The sequence below is a fragment of the Citrobacter freundii complex sp. 2024EL-00216 genome (assembly GCF_043945515.1).
Classification (GTDB): Bacteria; Pseudomonadota; Gammaproteobacteria; order Enterobacterales; family Enterobacteriaceae; genus Citrobacter; species Citrobacter portucalensis.
On the sequence record NZ_JBIMRA010000020.1, the window covers coordinates 1 to 22,686 of the forward strand.

Sequence of the window (22,686 nt, forward strand, 5' to 3'; positions counted from 1 at the left end):
CTATGGCCCTGGTACGAGCGCTGAACAAAATGACGAAAGCAGGTATGCCTGAAAGCGTGCGTATTGCCTGAAAACACAACCCGCTACGGGGGAGACTTACCCGAAATCTGATTTATTCAACAAAGCCCATGCAAACAGTAGTGATCGAACAGTCTCTGGATATGTTTGGCGTCAAAAGAAATGAGGACGGGACGTTACTCTTCCCCCGTCACTCCGATAAACGTTTTCCCATTGCACGTATCCGTAAGCGACTGGCGGCTTATGGCTGGCGAGGCGCACGCCTGAATAAGGAGGTGGCGCGCATCGTCGCGGGCCCAGATCTCCTTCCTGAGAGGAGGGACTACAGCATTATTTTCCCTTACGGATGGGAGAAGAAGCAGCTGACGCGTGAGATGCGGCGAATGTTTCCCCGTAAAACTGGTCGACGTGCGCTGATTATGCTTGATGAATTACATCAGTTTTTTGACTCAAGGGAGAAGCAGTGACGCTGACAGAAAAATCAGGCCATCTGGCATGGTGCGCCCTGGTGGCGCTTGCGCTGGCCAGACAGAACGGCGATGTGCTGTCAGCGGCTCAGGAAAATCTCTTTCTCACCCGATGGCTGGCGACCGCGCTGAAGCAACGGCGTTTTTCGCGTGATGTTGCCCCCGATATCGAATGGCTTCTGAAACAGGGACGCCAGCTGGGCGTCACCGCAAAGCTGGCCAGCAAGCTGAATTACCTCTGGCGCTCCTGCACCGGCGAGTTGACTGAACAGAACGATCTGTTCCGGCTGACCTATGCGCTGGAAACAGCCAAAGATATGCACTGGAACTACCGTCTGCTGAGCGATCGGGAATGGTCCGGCCGGAATGCCGTGGCGCTCAGTGCGGGCGTGAACGCCATTTATCTCTCACGGGCCAACCTCGATGTTGCTTTTGACGACAGCGGCCGACAGATAAATCCGCTGACAGCGCGTCTGACTGGGAACGTAGCGGGGGTGATGAAGCTGTTTAATCGCTGTGGCTGGCAGGCAGAGCCTGAGTCTGGTGCCTCCCTGCCCCACCAGTATTCGCTGATGGCCAGACAGGGAGTGCCAGGAAAGGGTGATTAGTGGCGGATCTGCGCCAGGTCGTCTTCGGTCAGACCGGTCATTTTCATGACGGTATTGCGGTCAATGCCGTTCTGCAGCATGGTGCGGGCAACTTCCAGCTTGCCTTCCAGCTTGCCTTCATTACGGCCCTCCTGCCTGCCTAACTGGATTCCCTGCTGCAGGCCCTTCTCGATGCCAATCTGTTCAAGCTGTTGTGCGATGGTCATCAGTTCATCCTCGTGTTGCGGCAGACGCTGTGCCAGCGCCCGCATAAATTCAGGAGCAGGCGCTTCGCCTGCATTTACCATATAGTTTATCAGAACACGCACCTGTTCGGGGGAAATCCATTCCACCATCACCCGTGGCAGTCTGTCCAGCAGTTCCATCATGTCCCGCTGGCGGATATGCTTCATCAGCAGGGTCAGGGCGGCCATCCGGCGGTGGTGCATTATCTCATCATCATCGATGACGGTGACATCAACCAGCGGGAAGCCTCTGGTGTAGACCTTTCCGGCCTGCTCCGGATTGCTGAAGCAGTCGAGCCAGTTGGTAGAGTACGGGTATGGACTCCGGCTGCCGTGGTAGAACAGTACCGGGATGACCAGCGGCAGTTTTTTATGGCCCGCTTCAAGATGACGCTGCATAGCGGCGACAGCATAGCGGAGCTGGCGAAAGGCCATGTTTTTATCCGCTGAACTCTGGTGCTCCAGAAGCAGATGGATGTATCCGTCATCGCCGGTGGTGGTTTTCATGCTCCAGAGAATGTCGCTGGCGTACTGACGTAAGTCATCCTCAACGAAGGTACCGGACTCCAGCTTCAGCGTATTCAAATCGCACAGTGCCTGTAATTCTGCCGGCAGATGTAATGTCATGAAGTCACGGGCCACATCGGGGTTCGCCAGGAACTGGCGAAATGTCGCGTCATGGGGTGTGGGTGTACCGGGTTTCTTCTTCATCGGTCCAGGGCTCTGAAAAATGACACTAAGATGTTATCACAGACCGGAAAAAGCTAATATTGGCGGTGAACGGAATTGCCATTCCTTCAGGGGGCCGTTCCGGGGTGGTTCGGTCCCCTTCCTGAACCATCTTTACTCATCATCAATTACTGCCTGAGCAACTTTCTTCCCTCTCTCAGATATTCTAAAGCCTCTTCTCTCCGTCCTTCTGCGGCAGCTGTATACAATGTCGCGATAGCGCTGACGGCCTGATGGCGGGTTATACTGCCTTTACTGAAATCATCCAGAACAGTACAAAGGAATTCCTCCAACAACTCCTGTTCTCTTTGAGATATTCTTTCAGCCATATTCGCTCCATAAGTTTAATTGTTTGTTCTGAACCTAACGTGAATAAGTATCGTCAATCAGTATCCTGTTTATGATTGCCGTTACAGACCCTGATTACTGTCATCTTTGATACGCCAGCTAGCCGGGCTGTTTCACGCAGTGATTTTCCGTGGGCCAGACGCAGCGTGCGTATCAGTTCATGTTTCTGTGCATTGGCTACCCTGCCCCGATATCTGCCCTCCGCTTTTGCCTTGCTTATACCTTCAGCCTGGCGCCGTCGACGGTCTTCGTAGTCTTTTCGGGCAATAGCGGCGAGCATATCCAGCATCATGCCATTTACGGCCTTCAGCATGCTTCGGGTAAAGTCATCACTTACTGTGCTGGAGAGCGCCAGATGGCTGGTCGGTAGATCAAGACTGACGATGGCCAGCTGCTTGTCGGTGATTTGCTTTCTGAGTGTCTCCCAGCCTGCATCATCCAGACGGGTAAGCCTGTCGACCTGTTCAATGAGAATAACATCACCTGGTTCCGCATCACCAAGAAGCCTGATCAGTTCCGGACGGTTCATTGTCGTACCGGAGACATTATCGATATACCAGCCAGCAATACGGTGGCCATGTTGGTTTGCAAATGCCTTCAGTGCATTTTTTGCCCGGCTGGCATCCTGCTCTGAAGTGGATGCCCGGAGGTAACCAAAAACGAACATATTTTGTCCTTCTGGTAACTTTTAAGTGGTCTTGCTTATGATGGTATCACTTATGTGGTCACAATAACATTCGCCGGTATTTTTTCGGATGGTATATATAGAGCATACCCCAATGTGACAGGCTGACGCGCCCGCCGGGCTTGTCCAACCATTCGCCTGCTCAGATTCAAGATCTGAACAGACTCACGGTTTGCGCGGTGGGTCAACAAAATTAAATACGATCACCAGAAATATGTTCTGGACACTTATTCCGATAGTGCCGAAATGTCCAGGTTGGAAAGCATTTTTTGTGCGTTGTTGAAGGGCCGCGACGAGTGGAGCAAGGTGGCAAACATAATGCTGGACAGAAATTCCTGTATGTCCAAAACGGTGCGGGCATAATAGAGAAAGTGAATAACCTGATTGGTTTTAGGCTACCTGGAGTAAGAGCTTGGCTAAAGTAACAAAAATTCAGGCCGGACACTACGCAGTAGATGACGGGCGTTTCATTGTAAAAAAAGGCTCAGGGTGGCTTATTGTTGATGCCAATGGTTCTCATGACTTTGGCCCTGTTCCTACACTGGCAGCCGCGAAGCAATATGTTGAGTCTGGGACCACTCCATTAGGTCAGCATAGTCATTCAACCAATTATGGTCGAAGACAAAGCAAAAAAGAGTTCAATGCGTATCTCGCATCTGAAGCAAAAAATGGCAACCCAATGCCAGCTATTTTATGGGTCATAGTTTTTTGTATCGTCGCGGGTATTATGCTGGCAATTCGAGGACATTAAATTCTGGACAGATTTACCTGAATGTCTAACGGCGCGGTGAATTAAACGAGGGGCGTAAAAAAGGCCACTGACGCGACCTTTATCATCGAAGTGACAGACTATCTGAGGGGGCGGGACAAATCAGGGCTGGGAGTGAATCTTCACTGTACGGTTTTTCACATTTCTGATCCCGAAACATGAGAATTATCATCCAAACGAGCCAAGCTGCCAGCAGCAGCATTAGAAATGAGTTACGTAACGACATAGCAAGTCCTCTGTATGATCTTTAACCGATTATACCAGGCCAGATCCCCCGCAACCAGCAGAACTGGACTGAATTACCTGAACATCCAGGGGCGCGGGGCTTAAATTTAAGATATTAAAACATCATTATATCATGATTTCATTCTTTCATTCTTTCATTCTTTCATTCTTTCATTCTTTCATTAAATCAGTGTAGCCAGAGATTTTCTTTAATGGAAAAGATGAATCAATAACTATCTTATCGTTTATGGTCGCGTCCCAGGACCACCATCCTTTCTCACCGTATTCACTGTTGTACCACCTTTCTTTCTCGCGACGATGAGTGGTATAGGCATCGGTTTTCATCCCCCACACTTCGATCGGAAATGGCATATGATTTTGAGATTGGACATCGAGAAGACAAAAGTCGGGATGAAATTCCATCTCGGAAGAGTCATATCTTAGTGGTTTGAAAAAGGAACGTTGTAATTCGTACAACTTTTGTTCCATCATCCCTTCATATTGTGAATCTAGTGGTATATAGCGATCACTCGTCATCATCAAGGCAAGCTGGCGTACTTGTGCTGATTTATCGCTGGGAACATCTGTCAGTGCAATAATGAAAATCTTATATCCATTTTTCCAGCTGCTAAACTCATGTGGAAACCTCTCAATAGCAGAATTCCATCTGGATACATCAATATCAAGAAAAGGCATGCCGGCAAAACCTTTCACTGGTAAACGGTTGATCCCTGTAAGATATTTCTCAGCGTATTTTGCCAGTTCGGCCACAACCACCATTCGGCATTTATTCAGCTCAGCAAACTCTACCGCACTACTGTTCCGTTCACTGTCTCTCGAATTTGTCGCTGCAGGGGTGAGCAATACATCTGACAACAGTGTTCTACCGATTTCAATTCCACGTGCTTGCTCCCTAAGATGAAAGCCAAGCAATGTTAACGACCTCTTGCCATCCATCTTAGGAACCCACTTGTTATATGAAGCATTTTCCCAGAGTAAGTGCAGCAGGCCGCACAGAGACACTGTACCTCTTCTACTTTTACGAGAGGCATCACCAGTCAGGGGGGTTGCAGGAATATCGTTAGATACTGATTTTGTCTGCAGAGCATAATCCAGCTTCACATTGATAATGCCGCCCGGTCTTTCACTGATCGCAGCATTATTGTAAGTTCCTTGCGCACCTTCTGGTGAGAGGCGGCTATAGAAACGACACCCCTCTTTATGTTTACTGCCGGTTAGCGGGAAACGCGCCAGATGGTGTTTCTCATTTTTCAACTTTACAGCCAGCGGTAGTTCTCTGCCTGTACATAAACAGGCACCATACGAGTTACAGTCGCGTGATTTCTTCAGTGCCAGTTGAAAATCACTATGTTCTGAAGTCGAATCTTGTTTATCGGGACTAAAGAACCGTGGGGACGACTTGCTATCAAAGTACAGTTTGACCGTGAAAATATTCATGCTCACCTCGCCTTCTAATCATTAAATCATTAAATCATTATTTAATGACTAGTTATCGTGAGCAATTTCACATAGTTAACCACTTCATGTTTTACTGAAATCATTAAATCATGATTTCATATTGTTATATCATGCCAACCTGTGTCATAGTGTTCTCAGTACAACACACATAATGAAATCATGATTTAATGAAAGGATGATATCATGGGTAAAGTTATCTCAGTAATTGGCCAAAAGGGTGGTGGTTCTAAAAGTACCGAGTCAAGAACACTGGCAGTCGGTTTTACTGAGGCTGGATGGAAGACTCATCTGGCTGATATGGATGTAAAACAGCAGACGTCATTCAAATGGACTGAGCGAAGAGAAAAGAATGGGCTGAGTCAAATTGACTGCGCCCTTTACCGCCGGGTTGATACAGCAGTCAAAATGAAGGACAGCTGCCATCTACTAATTATTGACGGCCGCCCAGCTGCAGAGACAACATCACTCGACGTAGCAGACGAATCAGACCTGGTAATTATCTCGACAGGAACGACAATCGATGATCTGGAACCTTCACTTGAACTGGCCCGCGAATTGATAAAAAAAGGGATTGATAAGAGCAAAATCGTATTCGCTGTTGCTAAATCTCCGTCTCCTGCTCAGGGCGAAAAAGCACAGGAAACAATCAAAGCGTGGGGTTATAAAGTGTTGAATACGGTTATACCTTTCAAGACAAGCTATGGTGAAGCCCTGGATGCAGGTCGCGCATTGCATGAAACGTCATTCAAATCTCTAAACGAGATAGCTAAGCAAATGATTGAAGAAGTTCATGATATAATTAATTCATGATAACATGATTTCATTATTTCATTTTATGTGTGAGGTTTTCAATGAAAGGCCCCAAAAATAGTATCAAAATCGATCCACCAAAAGATGATGAGCCAACTCTTGATGTAACAGGAAGAAGTGCAGTACCTGAATCATCTGTGAAACCCATCCAGATAAAAGTACCTGTGTCTAAGCACAAAGAAATGAAAGCTTATGCAGCAGAGCAAGGGATATCGATGACTGAAATGATAATGGCAGGGTATGAGATGTATCGCAATAAAATGAAATAATGAAAACATGATTTCATTAAAGAATGATAATCGAATTCACAGATTAACTCCTGCTGCTAGGTATCCATTGTTGTAGATCTTACTGGCTGATGGATAGCGCTAGGACCGATAACTGGCGCTATCAGCAAAACTCTGCTCCTTCTTTTCTTTAGCTAATAAGACATGCCTCTAATTTGATTCCAATGGTGCATTTTAGGCTTCGCAGGAAGCAAAGTGTGACAAATTGCACTCATCTTCAGGGTAGCCAGAAAGAACACGCTTTTGGAGTTTAACATTGCTTCTGTGACAAAATGCCCTGAATTAAATGTGACAAATTGCCCTAAGTTAAGAGTGACAATCTGCCTTGAGGAAAACTTAGGAATTCTGGCTTGATTTCACTAGCTCCAGAAGTCTGAAATCTATCCAAATGTGACAAATTGCCCTGATTCCTTCCCTTATCTGAGACAATTTGCACTGAGAAAGTGTGACATTCAACCCTCTAAAGTGTGACTATCTGCCCTCATGATTTAAAGGGAGTTAGCTACTATGTCACTGAAAGAAAATACAATATGAGTTGTCTGTCGCCCTTTCTTTTTCTCTATATAACTCAGCCGCATCGGCGTTCTGCTATTGATTTCATCAACACTTGCCTGAAGGAAACGGCGTCGAAAATCAGGCATTCGTTGATAACTTTGTGGTAACTGATACCGTTCCATTATCCAGTCTACTTTAAGCGACACACAGCCTGAGCCATCGGGTTTTCTGTACTGACAGAGTGATTCATAAAGGCGCATAGCATAGGGATTAGTAATCTCCTTTGTTTCGCTCAGTCTGAATTGAGTAAATCTGTTCTGTAAGCCAATAAAAAATGGGATCAAATAAGGGTTTATATGAACGCTGTACAGGCCGCGGGAAGGGCTGTGCGCACGTTTAATGAACCAGGGGAAGGACTCTAACCCTTTTTCACCGTTAGCATCCTCTTCAGGTCGGTAAAATATGACTTCTTTACCAGCAAAGCCTTTAAGCGCCTGACGTATATCTTTGCTGGCTTCAGCAGAAGTTAAGCCAAATGTTGCAGCATAATGAGCTACCTGAATTTCACAGATACCGTCATGCTCCTGCAGCGAGCCATCTGATTTACGGATCTGATCGACAAATAAATACAGCATCCGCTTCTGATCACGAGAGAGGCTATAAGCTGCTTCGGTTAGCTCATTCGACTGAACTATACGAGGGCTATTTTTGCGCTTTTTATGGTTTATTACCGCAACTTCCGTCATGACCGTTCCATTGAAAATGTGACAGATTTTAAGATTGTCACATTTAATCAAAAAGAGTCAACAGGTAGGGATAAGTTTGTGATTCAAATGATTCACAGAGGGCAATTTGTCACAGGGTTAAGGGCAGATAGTCACAGTTCAATAGGGTATTTGAGGGTGATTTGTCACAATGAAAGGGCAAATTGTCACAACGGATCCTCTGAAACCCACGCTATATAAGGGCTCAGAGGGTGTCTAAAAAGGTAAATCTAAAAAGAGATCTAAAAAGATCTTATAAAAATAAGACAGTGGATAAGTGGATATGTGTTCAAAGAAGAGGGCCATTTGTTAGATATTGGGCGTAAGCAGAACATACTGGTATCTTTCCCTGGTGCTTCCTCGCTCACTCGCGGGCTATGCCCGGTCGCTCGGCTGCGGCGAGCACTGCCTTCTTTCTAAAATCTGTTTATCCAATCCTCGCAACTGGTATTTCTTTCCAGCGAGTAGTATACGCGGGGGAAAGCATGTCACGCTTCATTTGCCACTCAGGCGCAATCCCACGCCCTGCAAACCATACTTTCCCGAGTCCTGAATGGTTTATGCCGTCCATGACTTTCATAAGCTGCTCGCTCTGTACACGCGGCTGCACTTCATCAAACAAATTCAGCTGTGAAACCCCTGTTGGTGAGAAATCGTTGAGCATACAGCCTGACTTTGCATAACGATGGCCATCCACCCAAATCCGGTCCAGTGCCCTGATGGCTGCGGCAATAATATCGCGGGTATCCTGCGTGGGAGTATTCAGCTTCTCACTGGCCAGATTCCCGTAATACGGTTCGTTAACGGCAAAGGGGGATGTTTTCACAAACACAGCGATGTGGCGACAGAACTGTCTCTCTCCGCGCAGTTTCTCAGCCGCCCGCTCTGCATGCTGGCAGATTGACTGCCTCATAGCTTCATAAGTCGTGACACGTTCACCAAAGCTCCGGCTGCAGACTATCTGCTGTTTTGGCGGAGGGGCTTCTTCCAGCGAGATGCAGGGCTCTCCGTTCAGTTCCCGGACTGTTCTCTCCAGAACCACATTGAAGTTTTTCCGGATAAAAGTCGGATTCGCGCGGGCCAGCTGCAGTGCCGTGGTGATCCCCATTTCACTCAGTTTCTTTGAAATCCTGCGCCCAACGCCCCAGATTTCCTCCACCGGCTGCAGCGACAGCAGTTTCTCTGTACGGCGGGGATTGCCCGGCGTTAACGCCAGTACGCCGCCAAATTGTGACCACTCCTTGGAAGCCCATTGTGCGGACTTTGCCAGCGTTTTCGTGGACCCCATTCCGACGCCGATGGTCAGCCCCGTGCCGGAACGAACGTGCTCACGCAGCTGCCGGCCGAAATCCTCGAAATCGATGCAGCTGTCTATACCGCGAATATCCAAAAACATCTCGTCAATGGAGTACTGCTCAACGCGTGGCGCCAGTGCTTCCAGATGAACCATGACTCTGTTCGACATCGAGGCATAGAGAGCGTAATTACTGGAGAACGCTATGACCGGTTCCGGAAATTTCACCGACTTCAGCTGAAACCACGGTACCCCCATTTTTATGCCCAGCCGCTTCGCTTCAGGGCTTCTCGCAATTACGCAGCCATCGTTATTTGAGAGAACTACAACGGGTTTATTTCGCAGGTCAGGACGGAAAACTTTCTCACAGCTGGCATAAAAGGAGTTCACATCAGCGAGTGCAAACATCACTCTGTTCCCCGGGTTTTGTGTATGAAAGCCGTCACTACGCCGAATATCTGCAGTTCTTCCGGGTAAAGGGTTGGATAAGCCGGGTTCATCGGCAACAGAGCAACACGGGGCGTCAACTGCAGGCGTTTAACCGTAAATTCGCCATCAGTTTCCGCGATGACAATGTCACCCTGCAGTGGCTTTTCAGATTTGTCGACAATCATAAGGTCCCCGGAATGCAGGCCCAGCTCTTTCATTGAATCCCCGATAGCACGGACAAAGAAGGTCGAGGCCGGACGCCGGATACAGTAAGTGTTCAGGTCCAGTTCGTCTTCGGTGTAGTCCGCAGCCGGCGACGGAAAACCCGCCGGACAGCGTTCGGTGAATAGTGGTGCGGTAGATCTCGTCGGCTCAGGGTCGGGAACAAGAAAAATTAACACGGCATACCTCTTCAGTGCCTGTTTATTTATACAGTATTATTTATGTTTTTTTCATTTCCGCAAGTGTTCTGTGTACCTGTATGCCCCATCATGTTGTATTCGCGATAAAAATTTTTTACTCAAAGTCATACACAATATCTCTTTATTTTTCTTAATTGTTCTCCAATTTATCTCATTAAGTGCTCGTATTTTTATTGAATGGAGCTGTTGTTTATGTATAATTCTAGAATAGTTCTCAAATAATTCTCTTTTAGTTCTCTGAAACGTAGTTCTACTACCCAGGTGACATACAATGAAAATTTATATCGATGACGGATCAACTAATATCAAACTCCAGTGGAAGGATGACGAGGTCAGGCAGTCAATCAGCCCTAACAGCTTTAAGCGTGAATGGGCCGTTGCGTTTGGTGGACAACAGGCGTTTAACTATATGTTGAATGGTGAGCAATACTCTTTTGATCCTATCAGCCCTGATGCTGTGGTTACCACGAACGTCGCCTGGCAATACAGCGATGTGAATGTTGTTGCTGTTCACCATGCGTTGCTTAACAGCGGGATCGAACCTTGTGAAGTCGATGTGGTAGTGAGCCTGCCTTTATCTGAGTATTACGATAAAAATAACCAGCCCAATAAGACCAACATCGAACGTAAAAAAGCGAATCTGTTGCGGCCGGTCGAACTAAATGGTGGTAAGACTTTCACCATTAAGCATGTTGAGGTTATGCCCGAGTCCATCCCTGCAGGTTTTGAGGTGGTAAAAAATCTCAACGAACTGGATTCACTCCTGATTGTTGATTTGGGGGGAACCACGCTTGATATTTCTCAGGTTATGGGAAAAATGCGCGGGATTTCGCGTATTTATGGTGATTCATCTCTCGGGGTATCGTTGATCACTGGTGCGGTTAAAGAGGCACTGTCCGTGGCCAGAACCAAAGGGAGTAGCTACCTGGCTGACGATATTATTATTCATCGTAATGACACTTCTTATCTCTCATCGCGTATCAATGACACATCACGAATTGAACTGGTTCGTGAAGCGATAGAGAACGCTCACCACCGCCTTGTTAACAGGGTTATTGAAGCCATTAGCCGCTTTGAGGGATACTCTCATGTGATGGTTATCGGCGGAGGTGCTGAATTGATCGCCGATCATGTGAAGAAACACTGTGGTGTCAGGGAAGAACGCTTCTATAAAACCCGTTCATCTCAGTTTGATCTCGTTAACGGCATGTACCTTATTGGATAAAAACAATGGATACGCGACGCAAAATCACGTTTTACCTGAATCCTGAAACCAACGAAGCGGACCGTTTTGTCTGCCAGAAAACAGATGAAACTCCCCAGGGGGAAAGGGGACGTTTATGGCGCGCCGCGCTGCTTACAGGGTTTGCTTTTGGAAAGCAGGATGAGCGTCTGCCATTCCTGTTCAGTGAGTTACTGAACAGGAATACATCGTTTGACGATCTGATGCAGTTGCTTAAAGCAGTTTACCCACGTGAAGTTGAAGCACTTTTACAGGGCAAGATAAAGGAAAACGTACCAGCTGAACGCGCTGATACTAATTCCTCCTCTCAAACCCCCAGTGCTGATGATGAAACCCGCAGTAATGCAAAAGGGTTATTCTAAAATGCCGGTGCTTGATGCCAGAGAACATGGAAAGCTTATCCGCCAGTTCCTGAAGGCTGCCCGAGAGATACAGGAACTTGGTCTTATTGGGGATATTGAGCAGCAGACGTTGTCTGAAATTCAGTCCAGGCTCATAAAGATATCTTCGCCCGGTGCTGGTTATAAGCAGGCCTATCCAAGACATGGTAGTCCCTGGGAAGAAGCTGAAATACAGCGCCTTATTGAACTGGCGGGTTCTGATAGTTTCGATGTCGGGAAGTTTGCCAGTGAATACCAGCGGCGGCCTGAGTCTGTCATTAAATACATGAAAAAGCTTGGGCTGACAGAATAGTCAGTATTCCTCACTCTCGTTTTGGTCAAAAAAAACACAATTCTCACATATGGGCACTGTACCTGTAATACAGCGTGCTGTGTCCAGCTTATCCACAGACTTTTCCTCCCTGAACTGTGGACAGCGCTCGTTTCATCACACCTGCCTTCCTTCCTCTCTCTGATGTGCTTCAGACCGGAATAAGTCTGCCGCACGCTGCCAGTGTGCCGCGTCCGGCCGGACACGGGACGGGCGTCTTTATCGCTCAGGCCCGGCGTCGTTGTGATTTTACGCCATGCCCTCGCCAGTTTAAGGGCGCCCTTCAAGCCGCTTTCGCGGCATAAGCTCGCCGACGATGGGGACTGTCGGCTCGTTATTCCACGGTCGGCGTTGACCCGTTACCGGACGCGACGAACAGGCAGCGTGCGGCAGGGAACGGTATCGCGGTGATGCCTCCTGCCCATGCTGACTGCATAAGGAGCTTCCCATGCCGAACTGGTGTTGTAACAGGCTGATGTTCAGCGGTATTCAAAACAATGACGCCCTCAAAACGTGGATTGCCGGAGGCCAGCCGTCCCTGCATCGTCGTGCCAGAAAAGAGGGGATACAGCTGTTTCTGGCGGGCTGTGCCGGAATACTGCGTCCCCTGACTGAGCAATGCTACCCGCCATACCCACAACTGGTTGCTCACGGGATGGCCGCAGACAACCGGCCGTCAGTGCAGGCGTACAGCGACTGGCTGGCGATGTTTATGGCCGGAACTGTGCTGGATGTGGAAACCTGCCAGAAACTGCACCAGTGCTGGCAGAACAGCCACATCTGCCATGCCCGCTGGGCGACCCTCAGTGAGCCGGAACAGCAGGTCATCCGTCAGCTGTACCAGCAAAAATCTTTCGACTGGGGGGACAGTTTCCGGCCTGCGACGGTGGAGGCGTGGTGGGACAGTCTGTGCGACGGGGATAGCATCATACCTGCTGCCGAACCGATGGATTTCCGCGACGTGCTGCCGACGCGTCTGGATATTGAGGTGAACGCCTTCAACGGTGGCCTGCTGACGGGTATCCCGTCGTCATATGACCACTATCTGAAGCAGTACGGTTGCAAGTGGCCGGTTGGTTATGAGGCAAATATCTGTTTTGCCGGAGAGAACACACTGACGGTGGATTTTGACACCCCCTGGAGTCCGGTCGGTGAGGACGTTGTGGCTGTACTCAGTAAGCAGTATGGCGGTGAGGTGGAGCACTGGTTTGCGGAGCAGGGCTGTGATTACTGCGGCTATGCCCGGTACGTAAACGGTGAAACGGACGTGTACATCACTGACGAGCTGGAGTGGGGCGAGGCTGACCCGGACGATGAGGACAGCTTCCCGGATGTGACCGGCCCGGAATGGATTATCAACAACGTGGCGCACTTTGGCGGCTGACCGGAGGCGGGCGGGAAACCGCCCGGACTGATATGGAAACATTTCTGAATACCTGGCTTGCTGGCCTGAGTGTCGACGTCGATGGCACTGAAATGATGGTGTATTACCTGGTTTCCGCGACTGACCTGGCGCAGGCCGAAGCGGGCGTTCTGGAAATGGGGCGCACCTGGTGGCCAGCGCTGAAGCGCGAGGATGACCGGCATCGGTGGGAGTATCCCGGCGGTGTGGTCTGGTTTAACAGCATCGTTCTGCTCGACGATGTGGAGAACAGTATCCTGCGCGGCCTGAAGTTCCTCGATGCGTGGACAGTGACCGGCGCGCCGGATGCGCCGGTACTGCGCGACGAGTGGGGAAATGACTGGCGGGATATTACCCGCTGACGTGATGCCGGGCAGGGCGACTGCCCGGTACTTCAGGGCGGAATAATGATGTCGCGCTGCTCCTCATCCATGCCGCGCGTGGCGCGGGGATATCCACTGCCCGGAGCCAGTGTGCCGCGCCCGGACGGACACGGGACGGGCGGCGTTTCCGCTCCTGTCCGGCGTCGCTGTTATTTTACGCCATCCACTCGCACTTTAAGGAGCGCCCTTCAAGCCGCTTTCGCGGCATAAGCTCGCCGACGATGGGGACTGTCGGCTCGTTATTCCACGGTCAGCTTGACCCGTTACCGGTCGCGGCGTACAGGCTCCGGGCAGCAGGGAACGGACGTCGTACCGACGTTCTCCTGGGTGCCCCCTGTAACCACGAGGTGTCCCTATGTCCCGTTTTATCCTGGGTAACTGCGTCGATATTATGTCCGGCTTTCCGGAGCGCGCCGTTGATTTCATTCTTACCGATCCCCCGTATCTGGTCGGGTTCCGTGACCGTTCCGGCCGTAGTATTGCCGGTGACAAAACCGACGAATGGCTGCAACCCGCCTGCAATGAGATGTACCGCGTCCTCAAAAAAGACGCACTGATGGTGAGCTTCTACGGCTGGAACCGCATCGACCGCTTTATGGCCGCATGGAAAAGTGCCGGGTTCAGCGTGGTCGGGCATCTGGTTTTCCCGAAAACCTACACATCGAAAGCCGCTTATGTGGGCTACCGCCATGAATGCGCCTACATCCTGGCGAAAGGCCGTCCGCCCCTGCCGCAAAACCCGTTGAATGACGTGATTGCGTGGAAATATTCAGGCAACCGCCACCACCCGACCGAAAAGCCTGTTACCAGCCTGCAACCGTTGATCGAGAGCTTCACACACCCGAACGCCATTGTTCTCGATCCGTTTGCCGGTTCAGGCTCCACCTGTGTCGCCGCAGTCCAGGCAGGGCGCCGTTATATCGGCATTGAACTGATGGAGCAGTACCACAAAGCCGGGATTGAGCGCCTGACAGCCGTGCAGCGCGCCATGCAGCGCCCGGCCGCCAACGACGTCTTTTATCCGGAGGCCGCGTAATGAACTATGCCGGACACGAAAAACTCCGCGCAGACGTGGCGGAACTGGCCAACAGCATGAGTGACCTGCGGGACGCGCTGAACGACATGGAGCACCGCTATCGCTTTGACTCCGATGTGCTGACTGAACGTCTGGCCCGCCAGACGCTTTTCCGCGTCAATGCCCTGTTTATGGCGGCGTACAACGAAATTCTTGAGCTGGATGCCTGCTTTAAGGACTAAGGAGAAAAAACATGTACGGAACCTGTGAAACCCTCTGCCGGTTGTTGAGTGAGCAGTATCCCGCAGAAACCCCGCTGAACCTGATTATCTGGTCCCCGGCGGATATCGAAGCGCTGGCCGACGGAATGGAATGTGCCGTTTCTGACCAGGACATAAAGGCGGTACTGGCGCGTCTGGATGCCATCCCGGAAGAACAACGGCTTGAGTCGGGCGTATCAGCCAGTGCGGTGATGGATCTGATTGGACAGGTGAAAGAAGCCACCCGGGCGGTGATGGTGCCGGCTGACCTGCTTGAAACCCTGCTGACGACCGCCGAACAGGCGTTGTGGCGTCGGGAATGGACCGCCCGGGATGACAACCATCCGGTGCCGGAAAGCGTTGCCCGCCGACTGGCTGATGCGGCGAAAGTCCGCGCGTTACTGAAAAACTGACATCCCCACGCCGCCCCGGCGGCGTGGCCTGAACCGACTCAGAGGAACATAAAATCATGATGTATGGCACCCGTAAGGAACTGAATAAAAAGCTGAAACGCATGTTTGACAACGATGAACACTTTGCCCTGCTGGTCTGGACGAAGCAGGACGTGATGGCCCAGGTGGAAAACATGACGGAAAGCGAGGCCGGGGCGATTTTGCAGGAAATCGGCAGTGTTGCCGGACATACCGAAGAGGGCATTTCATACCGCACAGTCCAGGAGATGTATGCCGGATTACGGGCCGAAATCCCGACCGTCATTGTTCCCGCCGACCTGCTGGCCCGTCTGACGGACGTCGCGGGGCTGGCGCTGGACACAGAAGACGCCCGGGCCTGGCCGCTTGTTTGCCAGCATTACCCGTCCGTGGCTGATGCCCAGGCCGATATTACGTGGCTCAGGCAACTCCTGGCCGCCTGATGTGACTGACCGCCCCGCCCGTTCTGACGGGGCGACACTTCCCGTACAACACACAGAGAGAATAACCATGAAGAACGATACGCTTAACGCCCTCATCGTGCGCCACGGTGAAAATCTGCTGCACCGTTCCGGCTGGCCTGAAACCGTGGGTGTGACACAGGTTGCTCCGGACGAGGTTCCCGGCTGGCTGTCCGTCTGCGGTGTGCTCAGTGCAGACGAGATCCTGACGCTGACAACCCGTCTTTGCCAGACCGAGATGGGGGGACGGGCACACCTGCTGACGGCCAGTGCGCAACGGCTGGCAGGGACACCCGCCCGGCTGCATCTGTACCCGGCACAGTCTTATCCCCGGCCCGAAGCCCTGCCTGACTGTACGTGTATCAGTCTGCCGTATGCCCGGGAATGGCTGACAAAAACCGAATGCGACGACCTGCTGGCTTTCCTGAAAGATTTCACTGACCGGGTATGCGAAATCGTTCGCCAGGATGCGCACCGCCTTGCAGCGGCTATGGTGCCGTTTGCCAGGCCGCGACTGATGGAAAAACGTTTCGGAGACTGGCGACTGGTTGCGGACGAATATGACCACGAAAACTGGCTGGACAGTGAGGACGGGGCACTGCTGGATCAGGTGCTGGACGGGGTACTGGTCAGGGATGCGCGGTTTTGTCCGGTCCTGCTCACCCTGGTGAATGAGTCCCGGGAAGAAATCGAAGCAGCCGGGGTGATGACCGATCTTCTGCGTTTCCCGGGGGAACCGGTCCGACGCTGGTTTGACCGCCGCGTGCTGCGGGATGTGCTGAACGAGGTCCGCAACACTGACCCGATCGGGGATTAAGTCAGGGAGGGAAGGGGGAAACCCCTTCTTTTTAACCGCCGGTGACGCAGATGCTGAAAAGGATGTCGCCGGCTCCCCTTTTATGGCGGCCCCGTCCCGGCGTGACGGGGCCTGGTGGTTTTCCACTCTGTCAGTCCGGTGTCGTGTGCGGGCTGTGCCGTGCATCCATCGTAGTCGGGCTGTCGTCGATACAAGGGTTCGCTGGCGCCGCTGCGGTCACCCGGTCCTTCCTTCACGTCAGCCGCGATCTTCCGGTCGTTCGCCCGCTCAGGTTTCACGGTCTCACCCTCCAGCTCCCGTCTGCCGTGCGCGTCAGGCTGCGGCTTCCCTTGCGCCCTTGTATCTCCGACCGATCGCCCGACTGGTCTGGATGCACGGCACCGCCCGGTGTCGCGGAATATGTGATTACGGAGGTTTACCATGCAATATGCAGCACGTCAGCACACCCTCAGCGTCGAAGAATCAGACCGCCTGTCTTTCCTGCCGTATATGTTCGGCACCGATTTTATGCTGGCTGAATTACAGGTGTATGCGCTGGCCAAAAAATGGATGCCCGAATATGACGGCGGGTTCTGGCATTTCATCCGTCTGCCGGAGGGCGGCGGGTACATGATGCCCGACTGCGGTCGGGTACACATGATCAACGGTGAAAACTGGTTTGATCGTACCGTCAGCGCCGACGCCGCCGGAATTATTCTGACGTCCCTCGCCATTAATCGCCGTTGCTGGACGCATCACGACTGCGGCAACGCCGCGCTCACACACCTGTATATGCTGCGTGATACCCAGCTCTGGAATCACATTACGTTTCACCCTGAATGCAACGCCATTTACGCCGCGCTCGACTGATTAACCGACGGGGCGGCGATGCCGCCCCGCTGTAACCGCCATTCATCAATTTAAAGAGAAACATGCCATGTACGGAACCGTCAGTGAAATCTGTATTGCCTTGCTGAAACAGCATGAAAGCAACAAAAAAATCGCCGTCATTACCTGGACGCCGGAGGACGTGCGGGAAGCGGGCGCTGAGTACAGCCCTACCGACGACGATGTGTCTTACGTGCTCCGCGTCATCGGTAAAGCGGGCAGTGCCGGCGTGTGGCGGTACGGGTTAGGACTGGAATTTGTTGCCGATGAACTCAGCAAAATTGCTGCTGCGCGGACATCTCGCCAGATTGCTGTACCCGAAGATGCACTGCGTGTCCTTTTACCCCTGATGGAAGCCGGAATGAACATCCCGCGTTATCAGACGCCGGACACGGTCGCCGGAGAATTGGCCGCGCTGGATACGCTCAAAACCCTGCTGGCAGTGCCATTTACGCCGCGTCCGGCTGAATAACAGACGGGGCGGCTATGCCGCCCCCTTTTAAAAAGGATAAAACCATGTACGCACCCGTGAAAGAAATCATGACCGATCTCCTGAAATATAACCTGTCATCTGATGAAGCATTGCTGGTTCTCTGTATTACCCGTGAGGATATCCGCCTGTTAACCAGTGAATGGTGTTTGTCCGATGAGGATATTACGTGCGTCATGCAGCGGCTGGATGTGACGTATGATCAGGGGGCCGATGTGAGCATGATCCGTCGCATCACTGAAGAACTGATGGACGAGCGCCGCGCGCTACGTGATGTCAGCGTTCCGGCCAGCGCGCTGCAAAAAATAATGTTACTGGCAGGCAGTGAAATGCAGCGGCTGCACGCCGTGGCAGAAGACGGGGGCGGGGATGCTGATGCATTCCTGGCTGAAGAACTGGACGCCATGCGCCAGTTACAGACTGCGATCGACGCCTGAGAAGGAATAATCCCGTGAATATTAAACCGGAAACCCGCGAAATCCTTCGCCAGTACAAAGCACTGATTAATGCCCGCCGCCGTGATGCCGGTCAGCGGGAACTGACAACCGCACAGGTGGTGGATGAAATCTGCGAGTACATGACGTGCCAGTGTGCCGTGTACATCGGCGGTCACTTCATTTTACAGGGCGGAAAAGGCAGGTAAGCATGATGGCAGGCGGGGGAGGCCGCCTGTCAGTCCGCGCGTAAAACCCTTGCAGGCTCACGCCTGCGGGGGGAGGACCCGGGCCGCGCTTCGCGCCGCTCCCCGTCCTTTCCCCTCTCAGTCTCTGATGGCGTACACTTACAGCGGGTTTCCATTTCAACGGAGGATGTCATGTCCGGATTTAATCTCGCGGCAAAATCAAAAGAAGACCAGGATAAGGTGGCCATTGACCTGGTCGCTTCAGGTGTGGCGTATAAAGAAAGACTGGCAATGCCGGTGGTCGCTGAACTGGTGGCCAGAGATGTACCTGAACATCTCAGAGCGTATTTTTGGGGGAGATTGCACTATTACCGCCAGTTCAGTGAGCAGCTCCCGGATAAAAATGCCCCGGAATATGCCAGAAAAGAGGATGAGGTTAAAAAATAGCGCCATTCCTGATGCATTCTGCCTGTCGCCGGCCTGATTTTTCTCATGCCGGGTGATGGTTTTTTCTGGCCAGTGTGTGTGGTTTTTTTCCTGCCGGTAATAATACGCTGCCTGTGCCTGTGCCTGTGCCTGTGCCTGTGCCTGTGCCTGTGCCTTCGCATTCTGCTTTTGCTTCTGCCATTCCCCTTCTGATTTCGCTGACTACGGGCGACTTCCCTGACGGGAACCGGGGCTGTCATGCTTCGCACCGAGCCAGCTGCGCTGTCTCTGCCCGGCCCCTTCGGGGCAGCGGGTTTCCATCCCAGCTGTCGCAACGTCAAAAGCAGGCTTGCTGCGACCGTTCCGGTCACGCCGCCCCTGGCGCGCCGTGGCCTGCGCTTTTCGCATCCCGGCAAACTGACGCCGGGCTGTAAGGCGCAACGCCGTTTCGCGTGCCGCGCCCCGACGTTGCGGCGGGCCCCTGCTCTCATCCACTTCTGGTGCCTTTTCACCGTTTAAGCCCCTTTCGCCGGGGCTTATAGAGCCACAACCTGTCGCATTCGCTGTCCAGGGTGTAATGAACAGCCCACAAAACTTTTTGCATGAAGCCGCAAAAACTTTTGCGTTCTGCCCTGGACAGATGCGTCAGGCCGTGGCGTCTATGCCCTCGCGGCGAAGGTTCTCAAACGGGTGAAGTTAAATACCAGAGGGAACATCGCAGCAGGTTCCCGCAAACGTCAACACCGCGGCTCCCGAAACTCAACGGGTGATGTTCTTTAAAAACCAGGAGGAAGAAAAATGCAGGCTCAGGCGATGCGTGTTTATCAGATTGCATTCAGCGGACGCGATGCACAGGGCGTTTTACCGATGTTTACCCGTATCAGCGCCACCACCGGAAAGCGGGCTGTCAGGGCATTTATCGAACGTTATAAACCCGTCAGCGGCTGGCTTTTAGGCGACCCCGAAGACATTACCGACAAAGTACAGAAGGAGGCAGAAGGGGCGGGCAGCAACCCGCAGACATGAAAAAAGCAGGGTAAACCCTGCTTTATCCACGCTGTAAAAATCGCTCGAACGGTTTTTACAGCTTTATTAACCAGCATAAGGAGTTAATCAAATGCTTGTAACCATTGTTTCACCTTCCGCAGAGGCTGTAAAGCCCCGTCGTCATACGCGCATCATTCGCGCCGACCTTCCCGCATCTGAGATTAACCCCGCGTTAAAGGCATTCGGGCGACATATCGCCAGACGTATCCGCAAGGGGCGCGGGGTGCATATTCCCGCGATGACAAATACCGCCTACGGGCAGGTACTTCGCACTCTTGAACTGAAACGCGCATTTAACTGATGAGGTGAGCCGCCCCGCGAGGGGCGGCAACCACCGGAAGGAGAAAAAACCATGACACAATCCACCGCACTGGCACTGACTGCCGACATGACCCCGCCGCCAGCGTCTGAAGACAGCCCCGCGCAGGCGTACCGGGCGACGTACTCCCCGGACGACAACAAATTACGCCTTTATGCCGCGTTACGCCTCGATGATGAAACGTATCAGAAGATCCACGCCGTGGGTTTTCGCTGGGCGCCGAAACAGAAACTGTTTGTCGCGCCAGCCTGGACGCCAGCCCGTGAGGACGTGCTTCTGTCCCTTGCCGGAGATATTGAGGACGATGACAACACCCTGTTTGACCGGCAGGAGCAACGCGCCGACCGTTTCAGCGGCTACAGTGAAAAACGTGCCGGAGAGTCAGAGCAGACGCTGGCGCAGGTGGACGCGCTGGCGTCTGCTGTCCCGTTCGGACAGCCGATCCTGGTAGGCCATCACAGCGAGCGCCGCGCGCGACGGGATGCGCAGCGTATTGAAAACGGCATGAAACGCGCCGTGATGCTCTTTGAACGTGCGGAATACTGGGAGGAACGGGCGCATGCCTCCCTGCGTCTGGCGAAATACAAGGAGCGCCCGGATGTGCGTTATCGCCGTATCAGAAAGATCGAGGCGGACAAGCGCAAGGCGGAGCGGAATATTGCACAGGCGCAGAAATATCTGACGATGTGGCGGGCGCAGACGCTGGATCTGAACATGGCGCGGCTTATCAGCAATTACGATCATATTTACACCTGTTTCACGCTGGAAAAATACCCGCGCCCGCCGGAGAAAAGCCAGTACGAAGGCCAGATGTCCCTGCATTCGGCGCTTGAGAATGAGATTATTACTTTTGAACAGGCCCGCGACATTGCCGCCCCATATCATGAACGCACGATCCGCCATCAGCAGCGCTGGCTGAATCATTATCAGAACCGCCTGGCCTATGAACGCGCCATGCTGGACGAAAGCGGCGGTGTGGTCACCCGTACTCAGGATTTTGAGCCGGGCGGGCAGGTCCAGAGCCGGGGCGAATGGCTGACCATCATCCGCATCAATAAAAGCGGCGGTGCGGTCAGTTCGGTGGTCACCCCGCATTACAGCTTTATGCGCTGCAACGGGACGATGACACTGACCCCCGACCGTATCACGGACTATAAAGCCCCGTCTGCGGAAGAAGCCCGCGCCGCAAAAAAGGCCGCGAAACGCCCGCCGATCGTTAACTGGCCGGGGGAGGGTTTCCGCGAAATGACAAAAGCCGAATGGTCGAAAACCCCGGCTGATTATAAGTCGGTCCGGGGTGTCGCTGAAAATGATGAGCATGGCGCGTACCGCTTCCGCCGCATCATGACCAGCGGTTACACGCTCGATAACGTGTACATCACCGACATGAAAACCGTGGAAATCCCGAAAAAATAACCGACAGACTCCCCGGCGTTGCGCCGGGGAGATAAGGGCCATTCATATGCACAGTGAACTCAAAAACCGCATTCAGGCGATGCAGGCCAGACTGGACGGGCGCACTCCCGTGGCAGAAATCCGGGCCAGCTCGCAGCTTTTCGTTACGCCCGATCCGGTCTGTCGTCAGATGGTTGACCTGGCAGAGCTTAACGATTCTGACCGGATACTGGAACCGGAGGCCGGAACGGGGGCCATTTTGCGGGCCATCCGGGAGGTGGCCCCGCTGGCACGGTGTGACGCCGTGGAGCTTAACGCCGCGTTAGCCGCGCATCTGCGGGCAGTGTTTCCGGGCGTTAACGTCCGGTGCGGGGATTTTCTGGAATACCAGCCGGGAAACTTCTGGAACAAAATCCTGATGAATCCGCCGTTTCAGCATGCGCAGGATATCCGCCACATACAGCACGCCTTAACGCTGCTCGAATCCGGCGGAATACTGACGGCGGTCTGCCTCAACGGGCCACGGCAACAGAAGATCCTGAAACCCCTGGCTGATGTCTGGGAGCCGTTGCCGCGTGGCACATTCACGTATACCGATGTTTCAACCGTCCTGCTCAGAATTCAGAGCTGACGGGCGCTGTGAGCCGGGCGGGGGATCATGCCCCCGCCTGCCCTCGCCGGAAAAGGCCGCGCGCCTGCGGCGCTGAAGGGGGCCGCGCTTCGCGCCGCTTCCCTCCATCCGCG

The 22,686-nt window shown here is 52.6% G+C and carries 32 protein-coding genes and 1 pseudogene; 25 read left to right on the forward strand and 8 right to left on the reverse strand.

The features are described from left to right. The 3 genes from ACHHZ7_RS20040 to ACHHZ7_RS20050 all read left to right on the forward strand — a co-directional run. A partial coding sequence (locus ACHHZ7_RS20040; protein WP_223349232.1) for a hypothetical protein occupies positions 1-71 on the forward strand: 71 nt, incomplete at its 5' end. Positions 72-128: 57 nt separating this feature from the next. Beyond that, positions 129-485, forward strand: a complete 357-nt coding sequence (locus ACHHZ7_RS20045; RefSeq protein ID WP_395149165.1) for a hypothetical protein — start codon at positions 129-131, stop codon at positions 483-485. Further along, positions 482-1,093 (forward strand): DUF2913 family protein, encoded by a 612-nt coding sequence (locus tag ACHHZ7_RS20050; RefSeq protein WP_395149166.1) that lies wholly within the window; start codon positions 482-484, stop codon positions 1,091-1,093. Before ACHHZ7_RS20045 ends, ACHHZ7_RS20050 begins: the two co-directional genes overlap by 4 nt. Here the strand turns inward: ACHHZ7_RS20050 and ACHHZ7_RS20055 are convergent. From ACHHZ7_RS20055 to ACHHZ7_RS20065, 3 genes are all read right to left on the reverse strand, one after another. Further along, positions 1,090-2,028 (reverse strand): Rpn family recombination-promoting nuclease/putative transposase, encoded by a 939-nt coding sequence (locus ACHHZ7_RS20055; protein ID WP_201483760.1) that lies wholly within the window; start codon positions 2,026-2,028, stop codon positions 1,090-1,092. The genes ACHHZ7_RS20050 and ACHHZ7_RS20055 overlap by 4 nt on opposite strands. Positions 2,029-2,174: 146 nt before the next feature. After that, positions 2,175-2,375, reverse strand: a complete 201-nt coding sequence (locus tag ACHHZ7_RS20060) for a hypothetical protein (protein WP_395149167.1) — start codon at positions 2,373-2,375, stop codon at positions 2,175-2,177. A 53-nt stretch (positions 2,376-2,428) separates the two neighbouring features. Beyond that, positions 2,429-3,061, reverse strand: coding sequence for a recombinase family protein (locus ACHHZ7_RS20065; RefSeq protein ID WP_395149168.1), 633 nt, complete (start codon positions 3,059-3,061; stop codon positions 2,429-2,431). A gap of 430 nt (positions 3,062-3,491) precedes the next feature. On the opposite strand from ACHHZ7_RS20065, the gene ACHHZ7_RS20070 reads away from it, so the two are divergent. Then, positions 3,492-3,830, forward strand: coding sequence for a hypothetical protein (locus ACHHZ7_RS20070; protein ID WP_023197027.1), 339 nt, complete (start codon positions 3,492-3,494; stop codon positions 3,828-3,830). A 414-nt stretch (positions 3,831-4,244) separates the two neighbouring features. On the opposite strand, the gene ACHHZ7_RS20075 is transcribed toward ACHHZ7_RS20070, so the two are convergent. Beyond that, positions 4,245-5,531 carry a DUF1173 family protein gene (locus ACHHZ7_RS20075; protein ID WP_395149169.1) on the reverse strand — a complete coding sequence of 429 codons (1,287 nt, stop codon included), beginning with the start codon at positions 5,529-5,531 and terminating at the stop codon, positions 4,245-4,247. Positions 5,532-5,735: 204 nt separating this feature from the next. Here ACHHZ7_RS20075 and ACHHZ7_RS20080 point away from each other — a divergent pair, with 204 nt between their 5' ends. Further along, positions 5,736-6,362: a ParA family protein gene (locus ACHHZ7_RS20080; protein ID WP_395149170.1), complete on the forward strand. Its 627-nt coding sequence runs from the start codon at positions 5,736-5,738 to the stop codon at positions 6,360-6,362. 41 nt (positions 6,363-6,403) lie between these two features. After that, a complete protein-coding gene (locus ACHHZ7_RS20085; protein ID WP_049271135.1) occupies positions 6,404-6,631 on the forward strand; it encodes a hypothetical protein in 228 nt (75 codons plus the stop codon). 506 nt (positions 6,632-7,137) lie between these two features. Here ACHHZ7_RS20085 and repE read toward each other — a convergent pair. The 3 genes from repE to umuD all read right to left on the reverse strand — a co-directional run bounded on the left by repE (position 7,138) and on the right by umuD (position 10,032). Continuing rightward, positions 7,138-7,890, reverse strand: a complete 753-nt coding sequence (repE, locus tag ACHHZ7_RS20090) for a replication initiation protein RepE (RefSeq protein ID WP_049271132.1) — start codon at positions 7,888-7,890, stop codon at positions 7,138-7,140. Positions 7,891-8,335: 445 nt separating this feature from the next. Continuing rightward, on the reverse strand, positions 8,336-9,610 hold the full coding sequence (locus ACHHZ7_RS20095; RefSeq protein WP_253076442.1) for a Y-family DNA polymerase: 1,275 nt from the start codon (positions 9,608-9,610) through the stop codon (positions 8,336-8,338). Continuing rightward, the gene (gene umuD, locus ACHHZ7_RS20100) at positions 9,610-10,032 is read right to left on the reverse strand and encodes a translesion error-prone DNA polymerase V autoproteolytic subunit (RefSeq protein ID WP_049271126.1); all 423 of its coding nucleotides are present in this window, start codon (positions 10,030-10,032) and stop codon (positions 9,610-9,612) included. Before umuD ends, ACHHZ7_RS20095 begins: the two co-directional genes overlap by 1 nt. A gap of 292 nt (positions 10,033-10,324) precedes the next feature. Between umuD and ACHHZ7_RS20105 the strand changes: the two genes are divergently transcribed. From ACHHZ7_RS20105 to ACHHZ7_RS20175, 15 genes and pseudogenes are all read left to right on the forward strand, one after another. Next, positions 10,325-11,278 (forward strand): plasmid segregation protein ParM, encoded by a 954-nt coding sequence (locus ACHHZ7_RS20105; protein ID WP_049271123.1) that lies wholly within the window; start codon positions 10,325-10,327, stop codon positions 11,276-11,278. A 5-nt stretch (positions 11,279-11,283) separates the two neighbouring features. Continuing rightward, complete coding sequence (locus ACHHZ7_RS20110; RefSeq protein WP_049271121.1) at positions 11,284-11,658, forward strand: plasmid partitioning/stability family protein; 375 nt, start codon at positions 11,284-11,286, stop codon at positions 11,656-11,658. A gap of 1 nt (position 11,659) precedes the next feature. Further along, positions 11,660-11,989, forward strand: coding sequence for a hypothetical protein (locus ACHHZ7_RS20115; protein ID WP_049271119.1), 330 nt, complete (start codon positions 11,660-11,662; stop codon positions 11,987-11,989). 466 nt (positions 11,990-12,455) lie between these two features. Continuing rightward, the gene (locus tag ACHHZ7_RS20120; RefSeq protein WP_395149171.1) at positions 12,456-13,391 is read left to right on the forward strand and encodes a DUF1281 domain-containing protein; all 936 of its coding nucleotides are present in this window, start codon (positions 12,456-12,458) and stop codon (positions 13,389-13,391) included. Positions 13,392-13,423: 32 nt separating this feature from the next. Next, the gene (locus ACHHZ7_RS20125) at positions 13,424-13,771 is read left to right on the forward strand and encodes a hypothetical protein (RefSeq protein ID WP_395149172.1); all 348 of its coding nucleotides are present in this window, start codon (positions 13,424-13,426) and stop codon (positions 13,769-13,771) included. Between the two features lie 376 nt (positions 13,772-14,147). Next, on the forward strand, positions 14,148-14,828 hold the full coding sequence (locus ACHHZ7_RS20130) for a DNA methylase (RefSeq protein WP_001627847.1): 681 nt from the start codon (positions 14,148-14,150) through the stop codon (positions 14,826-14,828). Beyond that, complete coding sequence (locus ACHHZ7_RS20135; RefSeq protein WP_395149173.1) at positions 14,828-15,049, forward strand: hypothetical protein; 222 nt, start codon at positions 14,828-14,830, stop codon at positions 15,047-15,049. The genes ACHHZ7_RS20130 and ACHHZ7_RS20135 overlap by 1 nt, the downstream gene beginning before the upstream one ends. Positions 15,050-15,060: 11 nt before the next feature. Then, on the forward strand, positions 15,061-15,480 hold the full coding sequence (locus tag ACHHZ7_RS20140) for a DUF1380 family protein (RefSeq protein WP_000274512.1): 420 nt from the start codon (positions 15,061-15,063) through the stop codon (positions 15,478-15,480). Positions 15,481-15,536: 56 nt separating this feature from the next. Further along, a complete protein-coding gene (locus tag ACHHZ7_RS20145; RefSeq protein ID WP_000990109.1) occupies positions 15,537-15,941 on the forward strand; it encodes a DUF1380 family protein in 405 nt (134 codons plus the stop codon). Positions 15,942-16,008: 67 nt separating this feature from the next. Beyond that, the gene (locus ACHHZ7_RS20150; RefSeq protein WP_395149174.1) at positions 16,009-16,776 is read left to right on the forward strand and encodes a hypothetical protein; all 768 of its coding nucleotides are present in this window, start codon (positions 16,009-16,011) and stop codon (positions 16,774-16,776) included. Between the two features lie 420 nt (positions 16,777-17,196). After that, a complete protein-coding gene (locus tag ACHHZ7_RS20155; protein WP_024153629.1) occupies positions 17,197-17,625 on the forward strand; it encodes an antirestriction protein in 429 nt (142 codons plus the stop codon). A gap of 67 nt (positions 17,626-17,692) precedes the next feature. After that, a complete protein-coding gene (locus ACHHZ7_RS20160; protein ID WP_001658277.1) occupies positions 17,693-18,115 on the forward strand; it encodes a DUF1380 family protein in 423 nt (140 codons plus the stop codon). 44 nt (positions 18,116-18,159) lie between these two features. Further along, positions 18,160-18,570 carry a hypothetical protein gene (locus ACHHZ7_RS20165; protein ID WP_109272587.1) on the forward strand — a complete coding sequence of 137 codons (411 nt, stop codon included), beginning with the start codon at positions 18,160-18,162 and terminating at the stop codon, positions 18,568-18,570. Between the two features lie 14 nt (positions 18,571-18,584). Next, complete coding sequence (locus tag ACHHZ7_RS20170) at positions 18,585-18,776, forward strand: hypothetical protein (RefSeq protein ID WP_001022400.1); 192 nt, start codon at positions 18,585-18,587, stop codon at positions 18,774-18,776. A 171-nt stretch (positions 18,777-18,947) separates the two neighbouring features. Beyond that, a pseudogene (locus tag ACHHZ7_RS20175) lies at positions 18,948-19,239 on the forward strand (DNA polymerase III subunit theta). A gap of 164 nt (positions 19,240-19,403) precedes the next feature. On the opposite strand, the gene ACHHZ7_RS20180 reads toward ACHHZ7_RS20175, so the two are convergent. Further along, entirely contained in the window at positions 19,404-19,676 is a 273-nt protein-coding gene (locus ACHHZ7_RS20180) for a hypothetical protein (RefSeq protein WP_395149175.1), read from the reverse strand. Positions 19,677-19,979: 303 nt separating this feature from the next. On the opposite strand from ACHHZ7_RS20180, the gene ACHHZ7_RS20185 reads away from it, so the two are divergent. From ACHHZ7_RS20185 to ACHHZ7_RS20200, 4 genes are all read left to right on the forward strand, one after another. Then, positions 19,980-20,207: a hypothetical protein gene (locus ACHHZ7_RS20185; protein ID WP_024153757.1), complete on the forward strand. Its 228-nt coding sequence runs from the start codon at positions 19,980-19,982 to the stop codon at positions 20,205-20,207. 91 nt (positions 20,208-20,298) lie between these two features. Then, positions 20,299-20,529 carry a hypothetical protein gene (locus ACHHZ7_RS20190; RefSeq protein WP_024153758.1) on the forward strand — a complete coding sequence of 77 codons (231 nt, stop codon included), beginning with the start codon at positions 20,299-20,301 and terminating at the stop codon, positions 20,527-20,529. An 87-nt stretch (positions 20,530-20,616) separates the two neighbouring features. Then, the gene (locus ACHHZ7_RS20195) at positions 20,617-21,963 is read left to right on the forward strand and encodes a DUF3560 domain-containing protein (protein WP_395149205.1); all 1,347 of its coding nucleotides are present in this window, start codon (positions 20,617-20,619) and stop codon (positions 21,961-21,963) included. Positions 21,964-22,009: 46 nt separating this feature from the next. Further along, positions 22,010-22,573, forward strand: coding sequence for a class I SAM-dependent methyltransferase (locus ACHHZ7_RS20200; protein ID WP_024153760.1), 564 nt, complete (start codon positions 22,010-22,012; stop codon positions 22,571-22,573). The last annotated feature ends 113 nt before the right edge of the window (positions 22,574-22,686 follow it).